Source organism: Thalassotalea mangrovi (assembly GCF_005116735.1).
In the GTDB taxonomy this organism is placed as follows: Bacteria; Pseudomonadota; Gammaproteobacteria; order Enterobacterales; family Alteromonadaceae; genus Thalassotalea_A; species Thalassotalea_A mangrovi.
This window is the reverse complement of record NZ_SWDB01000045.1, coordinates 1-14,196: the sequence shown is the minus strand read 5'-3', so window position 1 is coordinate 14,196 and position 14,196 is coordinate 1. Positions and strand designations below refer to the sequence as shown.

Below are 14,196 nucleotides of genomic sequence, written 5' to 3'. Positions count from 1 at the left end.
GAGGTAATTAACTATGAATTACCAATGGATGCGGACCGACTAAGTTAGTGAGGATTAGTGGCTGTTCAGAGCGAACTACAGTCATTCAGCTCTTGTTAAATGAATTTACCGTTTTATGTCTGAGGCAATATTGTGGGTTTAATTGAAGCCATATTAATGGGGATTACTTTTGAAAAGCTGCAAAAGCCGCTTGTCTTTTTTTCGATGTTAATTGGCTTGTTATTTTTCACTTTTGTCGGATTGTTTTTGTGGTATGGAATTTACGAAATCGTAGTTAGCGACAGACCAGAAAAATTAATACCCAGTTTAGGTGTTGCCCTTTTTTCATCTGTCTTTTTTGGATTAGCTTACGTTTGTGGCTACATGATAAAAAGATGTTTCAATTGAATTGATTACGGGCCGAATCTGGCGCTTATAGTTCGATCAGTGATATAGAGTAAGCTTGATTAATAAATGCAGTGGCCAGCGGCCGTTACGAGCGAACTGCAGTCACTCAGCTACTGCCAAAAGAATAAACTGTTATAAGCCAAGATGAATCGTAGACAACTATTACTCCAATATTTGCTAATTTACCCAATCTACAATGTCGTAGGGATGGCACTTGGTACATTGATCCTGTCTTTTGTGTTCTCGTGGACAGTTGATTATGCAAAGGGATTTTTCTATATATCGTCGGCTGTCTTGGTCGTAATCTTCTATGTCCTAAATATATCCACAATTTTTCATGGGATTGTGTCTGGTAGTAACAGTAATTTGAAGTAGTAGCTTATAACAAGCCAAGTCAGCGGGACTATTTATCGCTGCACTCAAAATAGCTCCTGCTTGGGGCGTTACCTCTTCATCACGCATATATTAGATCTTGCTAACAGGCCGAGTTTGGCACAAAGCTGCCGTACAGGCCCGGCTAAGATTCCCTGTCGTGGCAGGGAATGACTAAAACAAAACGGCTTACCGCTTGAAGCTTGAGACTTGAAGCTAAGAAACCAGAGTTTCGCCCCGCCTAGCATTCCTCTAGGTAAGGTTTGATCGCTTTTTCATCCAACTCGACGCCAAGGCCAGGGCCTGCTGGCAAGCGATATGCGCCATGTTCGCAGTTCATCTCGGTAGAGACATAACGCAGGTTCTTCTCAAATACCTGATGCTGGAATTCATGGGCGGTTACCGCCTGAATCGCGGCGCTGGCCTGCAAACTTGCAGCCATAAAGATGCCGACACCGATAGTTGCGTGTGGGATCACTTCTAAATGATGCGCCTCGGCGTATCGGGCAATGCGCAAAAATTCAGTGATGCCTTTATGCCCCATCTCTGGCTGAATAATCGAGCAAGCCTGGCGATTGATTCGCGCCGCCGCATCAAATACGGTGCGCCATTCTTCACCAACGGCAATGGCACAATCGACGCTGCCGGCAACCCTTGCCAGCCCATTGATATCTTCACTGGGTACCGGAGCTTCGGCAAACCAAAGCCCATGCGGCTGCATTTGTTTGATCAGTGCAATAGAGTCATGAGCCTTGTACGCCCATAATAGATCACAGGCGATCCTGGCGTTTTCGCCGAGAGATTCGCGCAGCGCTCTGATTTCATTGACGACCCCCTCAGAAGCAAGTGGAGAAGCAAATTTAAAACTGTTAAAGCCCTGGCTTTTCCACTCGGCCGCATAGTCAGCGCGCTCGGCTAATGTGGCTTTTGGTAGTCCGGAAATATACGCCGGTATGGTATCACGCCGCACACCACCAATAAGCTGGGTCACGGAGCGGTTCACTTGCTTGCCGGCCAGATCCCAAAGGGCAATGTCGATGGCCGCCAACGCGTCAAGATAATAACCGCCGTTATAGCCACGAACCCGCATCATATCGTAGAGATCGTCATGAATGGCTTCCCGATCCATGGGGTCTCTGCCAATCACAAAATCGCCGAGCAATTCTTTTATCAGCGCGACGGTTGCACCGGGGGCGACTATGCCATAGGTTTCTCCCCAACCAACCACACCATGCTGGGTTTCCATTTTAATAACCAGCGACCTATCGGATGTAGGATACACGGTGCGATTTTCTTTACGGATAAAGTAACCCTTATCATTGGGCTGTTCCCCTTCCCTGGGCTTCAAGCCGCCATACAGGGCTTTTTCCCGGGGAATGGTTGCGATAAAACAGCGAATCGATTTTACCGTATCTGTCATTAGTGCCACTCCGGCTGCTGTTGTTTAAGGATCGTCTTCAGGTGATGTTGAAACACTTCTAATGACGGGTCATCGGTTCGTTGCAACTCCTGTTCCAGTAAGCCGGTAAGACGTACCAGTTCCTGATGATAGTCCGGGTCAAAAATAAGGTTGTTAAGCTCAAGTGGATCTTTGCTCAAATCATACAACTCATCGCGATTGTCCCCCGGATACCAGACAAACTTACTGGTTGGGGTACGGATCGCCCTTAGACCAAACCAGGAACCGTTGTACCACTCATAGGCATAGAGTGCCGTGTCTTCGCGACCAGCATCTGCCACATCACCCTGCTCCATCAAAGCATTGAGGGGACGACCATCAACATCGCCATCATCCGGTAACTGCATCCACTGTGCCAGTGTAGGTGCAATATCCATCAGCGATACCTGGCGATTAACAATACGTGGTTCAACTTCAGGGTTGCGAATGATCAATGGAATGCGCATCAGTTCATCGTATGCGTAGGGTCCCTTGTCAAACAGGTTATGTTCACCAATCATACTGCCCTGATCGCCAACCAAGACAATATGTAAATCGTCATAAAGCCCGACTTCTTTGGCGGTATCCAGTAATTCGCCGACAATATCATCGACCATAGCAATGGCACCATAGTAAAAACTGCGGGATTTTCGCCAGTCAAGATCGGTCATATGCTCGACTTCATGCCAAGGCCACAACACCCTATCCTGCGCCATAGGTTTTAAGGTTCGTTCTTTTGCGTAATTTGCTGGCATCTCAATCTCTTTGGGATCGAACATGCTGGCATAAGGCTCCGGTACGCGATACGGTGGATGCGGTTGATTGAAGCTCACCACCCCGAAAAACGGTTTGTCCTGTTGTGCCGCGGCACGCAACATTTCCTTGCCAAATTTAACCTTGTCATACGCATGGGTTTCCTCGTAGGTGCCCGGCAAGGTTTGATAATAAACGTGTTTCTCGTCACCTTGATCCAACTGGCCCTGCTCATAGCCCTTTATTGAGGCAACATCCTGATAAGGCACATAATGCCTTGGCTTACGTACCCGGGTATCGGCATGTTCGCGAATAAACTGGGCACCACGAATTTTCGGGCCCTGGGGACCAATATGCCATTTCCCTACATAACCGACATAATAACCGGTATCAACAGCACGCTTGATCAATCCGCCCTGGGATGGGTCGAGTTGATATTTTCGAGAATGAAACAGTTCGACATTGTCATCGAGACCGTTTTTATGCCCCCAGCGCCCGGTAAACATGGCAGCCCGGGAAGGTGAACATAAGCCGGTAGTGGTCATGGCGTTATCGAAGCGGGTACTTTCAGCGGCCAGGGCATCGATATTCGGAGTCTGAACCGGGCCACCACGGTAAGAAAACGTGTCAAAGCGCATATCATCAAAGAATAAGATCAACACATTCGGTTGCTTGCCTTCAGAACTTGCTACCTGCGGCGTTGCATCGGTTTTGTCGGCCGCAACTTGCTGCGCTTTCGATTCCGGGCTGCCATCACAGGCAGCCAATAAAGTCATCAGCAACAGACTGGGTAAAAGAAGAAGTTTTTTCATTATTGTATTAACTCTTTTGTTATTCATGAATTAGCCGCCAGTAAAGCCACCAGTGACAAATAAGCTTTCGCCCGCCATAAAGCTGCAGGCAGGAGATGCCAGGTACAAAACCGCGCCAACAATTTCTTCCGGTTGCGCCGCTCGACCCACCCAGTTCAATTGCCTGGCATAATCATCCCAGGCTTGCTCCGCCTGCGGATCATTGGCTCGTTTTTGCGGATAGGTGTCTACCAGTCCTGGCGCAACCGTATTTAACAGGACATTGGCTGCGGCATAGTCTCGGGCCAGGCTTTGAATCAGGTTATTGATTGCCGCCTTGGCGGCTGCATAAATACTGACGATCGACTTTGGACTACGTTGATTAACGCTGCCAATATTGACCACACGTCCCCACCCCTGATGTTTCATGCGCGGCAGAATATCCTGCAAGATTTCGAAGTTACTGCGCAGGTTGATGTTTATTTGCTGTTCAAAATCATCATTACTGACATCGGCAAAATCGCCCACCACCTGGTAGGAAGCGTTGAGCACCAGAATATCAATGTCGCCAAAACGCTGATAGGCGCTGGCGATCAAATCCCGACCTGCATTTTTTACCGATAAATCCTGACTCAGGGTGTGGCACTTACCACCCGACTCCCGGATTCTGGTAGCGACCTCTGCGGTGTCTATCAAGTGGTCATGAATGATCACTTCGGCGCCACAATCGGCCAGGCCTTTGGCAATCGCAGCGCCAATACCATCGCTACGCCCGGCTCCGGTGATCAGGGCTCGTTTGCCCGCAAGGCTAAAAAGTTTTAAATAATTGATGTCTTTCATAAGCTGCATTTACCCTTGAATGGATGGCTGGCAATTCCCTGAACTCCGGGTTTACCACAAAGAATGCTGCCCGCCCAGGGCATTTGCTGATAGTCTTTTTCACTCAGTCCGTAGCTTGCGGTGCTAATAAAGAGCGTATCCAAATCGCGGCCACCGAAGGTTACACACGTCGGCCTGGGCATGGGCACCGGGACGCTACCCAGCAATTTACCCTCATGGCTATAACAAAGTACCTGCCAGCCGTCCCACATGGCAATCCACAGATTGCCCTGTGCATCGACACACATGCCATCCGGCTTGCCCTGCTCGCCGTTAAAGTCAATAAATACCGACTTGTTAGTGATTTCGCCGGTAGCTAAATCAAAGTCATATCGATAGAGAATTTGCGAAACGGTTTCAATGATGTAGAAATATCGGTTGCAAGGTGACCAGCCCAAACCGTTGGCTGCGGTATAGTTCGTATCCTTAACATGGACCGTTAAATCATCGCTAACACTAACTAGTTTACCCGTTGGCTGCGCCAATCCCTCACGCAATGAGCCAAGCCAAAAACGGCCTGCTGCATCGACCTTACCGTCGTTTAAACGGTTTTCCTGACCAACACCGATTTTGCTAATAATTTGACGACATTGCTGGGTGTGAACGTTAAAGTGATACAAGCTGTCATTGGCGGCCAGGACCAATCGACCGGCGCCAGCCAGGGCAAGCGCGGAAAACTGAAAGTCCAGAGCATAGGTGGACAATTCTCCGCTGCCGGGAACAAAGCGACACAAGGTTTGGGTGACAATATCAGGCCAGTACAAACACTGTTCCTCTGCCGACCATACCGGCCCTTCAGGAACCACACCCCGATGCGAACACAACTGGGTCAGGGATAATTCGGTTAATACGGGTGTCATACGCTTAACACCTTGCTTAGAGCTGAGCGGCTCAACTTGCCGGGAAACACCAGTAACGACGCTGCCCCGGTAATGACCGCCATCAAAATAATAATCCAGCTTCCCTGACTGGCCTGGAGTCCCAGTGCTAACAATAAAATGGCGACGGCTAGAATTCCAATGCCGATCACCTTACGAGCAAACACATTGGCGGATGCGCTGTCTGCTACTTCGCGCTGCGATTGCCTGGGGTGTTTTGTTGACCACTGGGCCATGTATTGCTGATATTGCTGGCTCTCGCCAACACGCATTCGACCGGAAATTTCAAACAGGCTGAGCAATAGGATCGGCACCAACACACCGACCATCATTTCTGGCGACCGGGATAATGAAAAATCCCAGATAACCGGGGTCACGAATTTAAAAACACCGTTAACCGTCAAACTTAAGATAGTCACCGTGACCACAGATTTTCCCGTTTGTACTTTTGAGAACATCGCCCAAACCGGTGGCAGGAATAACGCCACGCCGGTGATCGCAGCAAGACTAAAGACCACTTCGACGATGCCCCCCATGTCCGCCACCGATAGCGCCACCCAAATACAGATACATCCAAAAATCACCGTTGCCAGGCGAGCCACCCGCATCGCCTCACGATCACTAACATTGGCTTTAACGGCCTTGTATACATCGTTAGTAAACACACCGGCGGCAATATTCAAGGTGGTATTTACCGAACTGGCCGTGGCAAACACCATAGCGACTAAAATTAATCCCATTAAGCCATCCGGTACCACTAACTGACTGACTAACATATAAGCGCCTTCGGCCCCGGCGGCATCTAAATCTGGATTGATTACCCGGTAAATCATCGGCGGCAACATCCAGATTAACGGCGCTATTAAATATAAAGCGCCAAACAAGATACCCACTTTACGTGCTTCGCCGGCATTTTTTACACTGGTATAGCGTTGTACGTACGCCCAGCTGCCGCCAATAAACACCATGTTATAAAAGCCAAAGGCGGCCAGGAAAAAGCCATCATATTCGGCATTGGTCAGGGCAAAGAAGTTGGCGGGTGCGACATTAATAAACTGACTGACACCACCGACTTCAATAAAGGCAAGGGGGACGACAATCAGCACAGCCGCTGTTAATACAACAAATTGCAATACATCCGTGACCAGCACCGCCCAGAGTCCACCAACCGCCGTATAGATAATGATCAACATGCCAAGTAATGATATCGATACCGATAACGGGATACCGGCAGTCACTTCCAGCATCTTACCCACAGGATACAGGAACGCGCCGCTACCAAAAATGGAGATCAGCAGAAATACCAGGGTATAAAATTTCTGTGTTTTGATGCCGAGTCGTTCTGCAATAAACTGGGCCGCGGTAAGGGCCTTGGTTCGGTTCCAGCGCGGCGCAATAAAGAAGCCAACGACAAATCCGGCAATACTCATGGTTGCCTGAATAATTACCGCTACCAGACCTGTGTTATAGGCGATGGCTCCCCATACAACAAAGGTGCCAACCGAGAAAAAGCTCATAAATAATGATAAACCGGATATCCACCAGGGTACGGCGCCACCCGCAGCGAAAAACGATTTCACATTTGAACCGCTGCGGGCGAACGACACCCCAAGTACAAATACGATCAATGAAAAGGCAATAGCAATGCCTGTATCTAACAAACTCACTTAACGAAATTCCCCATATTAAACCTGTACTGTTTGCAGCATCTGTTGGTTGTTGTTATGCGGCACCATCATAAAGCAACCGTATTTGCTTTTATAGCAATTTAAACGCGTTTTAGCTGTGAGTTCAAGCAGAATAAAATCCAATTACGGCTGATATGCTATGGAATTCTATGTGTTAATGCCGACAAACAACGAAGCAGCGGGCGCCCCTGTAAACGTTTTCAAACTAAGGGTAACAAAATCAAACGGGCAATTAAAGCCAATATTTATCGACAATCCAGGAAAAAGCCCTGAAAAATGCGCATTAGTCGATAAGTGGTTAAATGCCCCAGCGCATGATTACTAAAACAACAAATTGCTATTATAGATTTTTATGATACATTAGTGCGTAATCAACGCGAGGTAGTAATAAAAAATGACTAAATTAATCAAACCCGTATTCGTTTGCACCGCACTAACAACCCTGGCAGCATGTTCTTCTACCAGTTTGCTAGATCCTGCCAGTGATCCCATGGTGCAACCTTATCCAGGCACCGATGTTGCCGGTTACCAGCTGGCCTGGTCGGATGAATTTAATGGTACTGAAGTCGATGAAAATCGCTGGAAGTATCGCCTTGACTGCAAACACTGGAGTAAGCAACAAAAGCAAAATAACAGTGTTTCTGACGGCTTACTCAGAATTCACCTGAAAAAAGAAACGGTTTCCTGCCCGGAAAATAAAGCACTACAGCCCGGACAACAGGAAGGTGAGAAACCTGCCGGTGAGGTGCAGTATACCGGCGGCGGCGTTATCTCCAACGATGAAATGCGTTATGGTTACTATGAAGCACGACTAAAAACGCCAACCGGTGCCGGCTGGCACAGTTCGTTCTGGATGATGCGCCATGGCATCTATGCCGGTGATCCGGCTTACAGCCAAATTGAGTTGGATCCCTTTGAAAATGATTCCATTGACCCTAAGCATTATCAAATTGATGCACACCAATGGCGTCCCGAGCCAGGTACCGAAGATCCGGGTCGTACTCAAAATAAAGTCGGTACCAAACAGGTTCGCTTCAGTGATGACACCCGACTCGACGAATTTCATGTCTATGGGATGGAGTTTACCGAGACCACGATTCGATATTTCTTTGACGGCAAGCTGATGAAAGAAACCGCATTTCCAGAAAAACAATACAAGCATAATGATGTCAGTATCTGGTTAACGTCAATTGGCACCTTCCTCGGTAATACCAAAGCCATCGATGATTCCCGTTTGCCAGAGCAAATGCAGGTCGACTATGTGCGCTTTTTTAAAAAACAATAACCGTCAGTGGGATTAAACAAGATGGAACAACCTAATTCCTTACTACAAGGTACATTTCCGGTGGTACCGACGCCATTTCATGCCAATTTGGACATCGATTACGATGGTTTTAAAAATGTCATTCGTTACATCATTGACTGTGACGTCGAAGGCCTGGTTTTTCCAGGTCTTGCCAGTGAATATGCGCAGCTGAGTAAAGCCGAACGGCTTGAAGCGACCGCAATCGTTGGCGACATGTGCCGTGGAAAGCTCGACTTTGTGGTTGGCGCCAGTGCTCCGACCCCCGAAGAAGCGATTGAATATTCGATAGCCGGAGCTCAAGCCGGAGCCGTATGTGCGATGGTCATGGCGCCGCTAAAATTTGCTCAGGACGAGCAGGCGATGATCGATTTTTACCGGACACTTGCCGAAAAAGCACAGATCCCGATCATGTTGCAGAATGCGCCACCGCCGATGGGCGCTGGGTTGAATGTCGATACTGTCCTTAAAATTATCGCTGCCGTGCCACAAATCCACTATGTCAAAGAAGAGACGATGCCTTGTGGGCAACGCATTGAACAGTTGCTTAGCAACCCACCTGCCCACCTTAAAGGCGTATTTGGTGGCGCCGGCGGCCGCTATATTCTCGATGAGTTAGATCGCAATGCCCTGGGCACGGTGCCTGCATGCGAGCTAACGGAAATGCATAAAACGTTAGTCGATGCGCACCGCAACCATGATTATGACACTGCGTTTGATGCCTATACCAAAATGATCCCGATTTTGAATATGCAGGCGGTTTATCGCTGTAATTTAACCAAGCAGATATTGGTTCAGCGCGGCATTATCAACAGTAATGCAGTGCGGGTGCCCGGTCCGGTTCTCGATGATAAAAATATTGCAGAGCTCAATAAACTGTGGCGATTGGTACAAGACTATATGCCAGCGATAGCCTAACAGCGGCTAGCAAGGGTTCACTGCAAAGCAATGGCAATCATTTTCCATCTTGGTTATGATTGCCAACAAGCCAATACGACTATGAAAATACACAATATTGTGACCAATTCGAAGCCTGGTGCGCAGGCTAACCAGAGTATTATTGACGGCATTGCTGTATTACAGGCACTGGCCACCGCCGGTAAACCAGTGGGCGGCAGTGAAGTCGCAAAAATACTGGGACTGGAAGTCACCCGAGCCAACCGCCTGTTAAAGACCCTCGCCTCTATCGGTATTACCCAACAGACCTCAAATCGTAAATACGAGCCAGGGCCAGGCATGCATGTGCTTGCCACGCAAAGTTTGTACGCGTCGGGTTTGTTGCGAAGTGCATTGGCGCCATTAGAAAACCTGGCATTTTTTGGCCGTACCGTCGCCCTTGGCGTCCTCTGGTATGATTCCGTGTCGTTCTTGTATCATGCGCGACCCGGCATGGCCGCAAGCGAAGGTATTGGCCGTATCGGTTTACGCGCGGCAACGACCAGTGGTATCGGTTTGGCATTGCTGGCCAACAGCTCTGAAGATACGGTCCGCTCTACCTATGCTACTGGCGATATCCCAGGTTTTCCTGATGGTATTGAATCCTTATTGGCCGAGCTTGCGAAGATCCGTCAACAAGGTTATGCCCGGGTAAACGTCGCAAGCGACAATCCGCAATTTGCCAGTCAGACAACGCACACGATTGCGGTCCCGTTGGATGCCTCCCCTGGCGCCGCCATCGCTTTGTCAGGTTGGATATCTGAGGCAGAAACGGCTGACATCGTTCAGGCACTGCAGCAGGCAAAACTGAAGATTGCTGAGAATTTAAAAGCCGCCAAATCTGAATCCTGAACCAAACTCATTGCATCCTGAATAGAGACGAAACAGCAGCAAAACAACCATCACTTGTTTTGCTGCTACAGGTTAAGCCATTAAGTCAGGCGAAATTTCGTTCTATGCCCGGTCGGATCACCAACTCATGCGGGATCACATTATCCGCTAAGTCGAGTAACGATTTAATGGTTTGGGCGACAGACCTGGCATCCATGTACCCATCGACCTCGCGTTGCCGAAAGTTGCTGTTTACCCCACCGGGATAGACATTGATGACATCCACGTTATCAGCGGCAGCTTCTTTGCGAAATACCTTTGTCAGGGCATCAAACCCAGATTTTGTCGCCGTATAGGCACCAATGCCTGGGTTCGAAAACAGGCAAACGGTGGAATGAATATTGATGATTTTACCGCTACCCTGCTTTTTCATCTGTTTAAAGGCCGCCTGAGAAAACACCGCTGGCGCCCTGAGGTTAACCTGATACATGCAATCGAGATCGGCAAAGTCTATCGTTTCGAGCGTTGCCCGGGCACTGTTTGCTCCAGCACAGTTTATCAATACATCCAGGCCGCCAAGGGCGGCACTGGCATCGTTAACAAAGTTCTCAATAGCCTGTTGGTTGGTACTACAGAAACATCGTGACAATTTTACCTGGCTGGCAACGACCTGCTGTGCCAGCAAGTCGTCCATCTTTTCCGTGTTTCTGCCACAAATCGCCAGGTTATGCGAGTCATTGGCAAATAGTTCTGTCAATGCCCTGCCAATGCCCGACGTGGCTCCGGTGATTATCAGTTTCATCACTTTCCTGTGTAATAGCTTGAATTGAGCGTCGAAATGTCCAACTTGGCTTGTTCGCCATTACTCCACCGTACCTGGGCGGCGTCAACCTTGTTACAGTCGCCTAACCCGACATGCAACTGATTGTTATTACCATGAGAAAACGACGACGAATTGGCGCCGACGGTACGAACATATTGATTGTTACAGGCGGTTAATGTCAGTGTCGCCGACAGCGCACTGGCATTTTGTTGTGGTGACTTGCCAACAATGACCCTGACAAACTGGTTATCTGAGGCCAGTTGGTTGGTGTACAAGTGCCAGCGACCACGTTCATTGGCATAAAGTAAGTCAAGGTCACCATCAAGATCGTAATCAATCGCTTCGGCGCCTGAGCCAGTCGCACCCAATTCCGCAGAGATCAGGCCATGATTGTCGCTTTCCCGAAAACCCTGGCCCTGGTCATTAAGCAGCAATATTTGCTTGTTGCTGGTCGCCATGTTGCCAACACGCACCACAAACAAATCACTCCAGCCGTCATTATTAAAATCACCCGCAACCGCGCTCACCGTCTGCTCTGGAATATTAATGCCCAGTTGTGCGCTGACATCAATAAATTTGCCACCACGATTTTCCAGAAGTTTGGCAGGTAACCGTTCTGGTTCAATCGTAGCCGGTGTGGAAGTCACGTTATGAATCACTCCAGCCGTTGGCGAGGTCGTATCGCCTCCTACCCGCCACTGGCCATCGCCTAAATAGCCAATGTACAGGCCTTTTGCTTTGATAGTTTCAGGCCAGCCCTGCGCCTGTTCTGGGCTTAGCTGTAATTGCCGCTCGGCGACTTTATCCCGAGCAAAAGTTAGCTGACGTTTTTCGGCACCGACAAATACATCGTAGTCGGGATACGCCATTTGCAGGTTTTCTAAAATGAAATCACCATCAATCGTTAAATCGTCGAACTGAAACTGCTGGCGTCGCACGAAAAAGGCAAAGCGTTGCCGCTCTGCATCGTAGAATCGTTCTTCATAAAACTGGTGCTTGGCACGAGTTAAAAACAAATCCATATCACCGTCATTGTCAAAATCAATTTCGGCAATGCTGCGAACCTTGCTGATATCGGCAAGTTTGCCGAACACGTCTTTACTGGCATTGATAAAACCAAGCCCAGCCGTTCCTTGTACGGCAACCATGTTATCGCCGCCATGAAACAGGATATCGGCATCGCCATCACTGTTAAAGTCGGTGATCGTGGTCTTATATCCGAGCCATTTAGCCTGCGGTAAAATGCTGGAAAACTGCAAATCGCCCTGGTCGTTATGGTACAGATAATTAGCGCCCTGGGTTTGCTGTTTCAGTGGAAATGCTGAAAACACCACCTCCATATCGCCATCCTGATCCGCATCCAGTAACTTGACCGCCCGTCCCCGAGTTCGCTCATATAAAGGGAACTCGCCCTGGGCTGTAAATGTTCGGTCACGGCTAACTTCAAAGATTCTCGGGTAGCTCGGCTTTTTACCACCGCCGCCGCCCATCGAGATGATCAATTCAATGTTGCCATCCTGATCAAAGTCTTCTACCGCCAGGCCGTGGGTATCGCCACCAATCACTTTTTGCGGTTCGGAGAAAACCCCCTGGTTATTCCAGTACACTTTGACCATATTGCCATGTTCGGTTAGCAGTAAATCCGGATAGCCATCCTGATCCAGGTCGGCAACAACCGGGGCATCCCATTTTCTGCGCGAACGTTGTTCAAGGGCGATCACCTCAGTTGGTGCTTCGCTAAATAGGGTCGATGTCACCTTGCTCGCAGGTGTTGTCTGGGTAGCCGTTTGAGAACAGGCTGATACGGTTAATGCCACAGCCAGGCTGATTGATGATTTTTTTATTGTCATAAGTAATTTCACGTAAGTTTGATAAACAAATAGTCGCAACTATCAGAAAAAAACCCCATCAACCAAGAATGAGGATTTTCATTGCCAACGGGCAGCACAGCCAGCCGCTGGCATCAATTAAACACAGGCGTTAATCCCAACGGCTATCCGCACACGATTGCATGCCATAGTAATTACATACCTTCGCTGCCGGGGTACTGCCGTTTATCAGAATATGATACGGCTCGATAAATCCAGTCATGTTCAGGCTCTCAATATTGATATTGAAGTGGTAATCCACACCTGGCTCGTTGTAATCAATTACCCCACCCAATGATGGACCGATATATATCTGTCCTTGCTTAGACCATTGCTCGGTGGTCGGCAGGCAAACGTTGTCACAATTAGGGTTGGTGGTTTCAAAGTAATCGAGCTGGTTTTGTTTTAAGTGTGCATCCAGGCCAAAGTGAGCATTGACGTTATAGATATAAGACTCTGCAAACCAGCCCGGTTTAAGGTTGGTACGTTGATGCACCTTATCCAGGCAGTCATTAACCGGGTTGATTCTTGCCGCCCACTGATTAACGCCGCGCGAATACGGTTGGGCAGAGCAGCCTTCGCCATACGTCGCATCAATTTCCGCTTTCCATTGCTCCCGGGTATAAGTCTCACCCGCCGGACTGAATAGCTCAACAAAGCCACTATCAACACGAACCGCCTGGCCACAGCCATTGGCAGTGACGCCATCGACCTGGACCGAGCCATTTTCCTGGAAGTGAGGACCAAACATCACCGGCGCCAGGCAATCCGTACCGCGAATGTTTTGCGCAAAGATGTTACGAATGCCACCTTTGTCATAGTCTTTCATCGTCAGGTTATCGGTTTCCATGCGCAAGGTAATGCCACCTTCGCTGTGCAGGTTTCTGAACAGAATGTTATCTGCTGCATAAGTTTGCACCAGGCCATAGCCGAACAGCGAGTTACGTTGGTCAATGTTTTCGATAATGCCGTTCACCGGCCAGTGGATGTCATTGTCGCGCTCGGTGATACCCACCAGGAACGAGGCAAAAACGGTTTTGTTATCTTCAATGGTGAAGTTCGAGAACTTAAAGTTGTCGATATCGCCCATTTTAAATACGGCGGTACGCTCATTTGGCGCGCTGCGTAAATCAATGGTAAAGCCATTGCCAAGGCCTATCACACTAAAGTTCTCGGCCTTGCCCTGACTGCCATTGCCCATTTCAAACATCCAGACGTTATAACCGCCACCAGCAGCCATATAAAACGT

12 protein-coding genes are annotated in these 14,196 nt (G+C 48.7%); 4 read left to right on the top strand and 8 right to left on the bottom strand.

The annotated features are described in order from the left end of the window. Positions 1–132: 132 nt before the first annotated feature. Positions 133–387: a hypothetical protein gene (locus E8M12_RS16060; protein ID WP_136737289.1), complete on the top strand. Its 255-nt coding sequence runs from the start codon at positions 133–135 to the stop codon at positions 385–387. 613 nt (positions 388–1,000) lie between these two features. Here the strand turns inward: E8M12_RS16060 and E8M12_RS16055 are convergent. The 5 genes from E8M12_RS16055 to E8M12_RS16035 are packed head-to-tail and all read right to left on the bottom strand — an operon-like array spanning position 1,001 to position 7,165. After that, complete coding sequence (locus E8M12_RS16055; protein ID WP_136737288.1) at positions 1,001–2,179, bottom strand: mandelate racemase/muconate lactonizing enzyme family protein; 1,179 nt, start codon at positions 2,177–2,179, stop codon at positions 1,001–1,003. After that, entirely contained in the window at positions 2,179–3,762 is a 1,584-nt protein-coding gene (locus E8M12_RS16050) for a sulfatase-like hydrolase/transferase (RefSeq protein WP_246034206.1), read from the bottom strand. The genes E8M12_RS16055 and E8M12_RS16050 overlap by 1 nt, the downstream gene beginning before the upstream one ends. Positions 3,763–3,792: 30 nt before the next feature. Beyond that, complete coding sequence (locus E8M12_RS16045; RefSeq protein ID WP_136737287.1) at positions 3,793–4,581, bottom strand: SDR family NAD(P)-dependent oxidoreductase; 789 nt, start codon at positions 4,579–4,581, stop codon at positions 3,793–3,795. Beyond that, positions 4,578–5,480, bottom strand: coding sequence for an SMP-30/gluconolactonase/LRE family protein (locus E8M12_RS16040; RefSeq protein WP_136737286.1), 903 nt, complete (start codon positions 5,478–5,480; stop codon positions 4,578–4,580). The genes E8M12_RS16045 and E8M12_RS16040 overlap by 4 nt, the downstream gene beginning before the upstream one ends. After that, positions 5,477–7,165: a sodium:solute symporter family protein gene (locus E8M12_RS16035; RefSeq protein WP_136737285.1), complete on the bottom strand. Its 1,689-nt coding sequence runs from the start codon at positions 7,163–7,165 to the stop codon at positions 5,477–5,479. Before E8M12_RS16035 ends, E8M12_RS16040 begins: the two co-directional genes overlap by 4 nt. A 415-nt stretch (positions 7,166–7,580) precedes the next feature. Between E8M12_RS16035 and E8M12_RS16030 the strand changes: the two genes are divergently transcribed. From E8M12_RS16030 to E8M12_RS16020, 3 genes are read left to right on the top strand one after another with little or no spacing between them, the layout of a single operon-like run. Beyond that, positions 7,581–8,471, top strand: a complete 891-nt coding sequence (locus E8M12_RS16030) for a glycoside hydrolase family 16 protein (protein WP_136737284.1) — start codon at positions 7,581–7,583, stop codon at positions 8,469–8,471. Between the two features lie 21 nt (positions 8,472–8,492). Then, complete coding sequence (locus E8M12_RS16025) at positions 8,493–9,407, top strand: dihydrodipicolinate synthase family protein (RefSeq protein ID WP_136737283.1); 915 nt, start codon at positions 8,493–8,495, stop codon at positions 9,405–9,407. Positions 9,408–9,437: 30 nt separating this feature from the next. Then, positions 9,438–10,277, top strand: a complete 840-nt coding sequence (locus tag E8M12_RS16020; RefSeq protein ID WP_246034204.1) for an IclR family transcriptional regulator — start codon at positions 9,438–9,440, stop codon at positions 10,275–10,277. A gap of 85 nt (positions 10,278–10,362) precedes the next feature. Here E8M12_RS16020 and E8M12_RS16015 read toward each other — a convergent pair whose 3' ends face one another. The 3 genes from E8M12_RS16015 to E8M12_RS16345 form a co-directional block, all read right to left on the bottom strand. Continuing rightward, on the bottom strand, positions 10,363–11,058 hold the full coding sequence (locus tag E8M12_RS16015) for an SDR family oxidoreductase (RefSeq protein WP_136737282.1): 696 nt from the start codon (positions 11,056–11,058) through the stop codon (positions 10,363–10,365). Beyond that, on the bottom strand, positions 11,058–12,929 hold the full coding sequence (locus tag E8M12_RS16010; protein ID WP_136737281.1) for a CRTAC1 family protein: 1,872 nt from the start codon (positions 12,927–12,929) through the stop codon (positions 11,058–11,060). Before E8M12_RS16010 ends, E8M12_RS16015 begins: the two co-directional genes overlap by 1 nt. 130 nt (positions 12,930–13,059) lie before the next feature. Further along, positions 13,060–14,196, bottom strand: a 1,137-nt coding sequence (locus E8M12_RS16345) for an Iota-carrageenase (RefSeq protein WP_169303166.1), incomplete at its 5' end; no start/stop codon positions are given.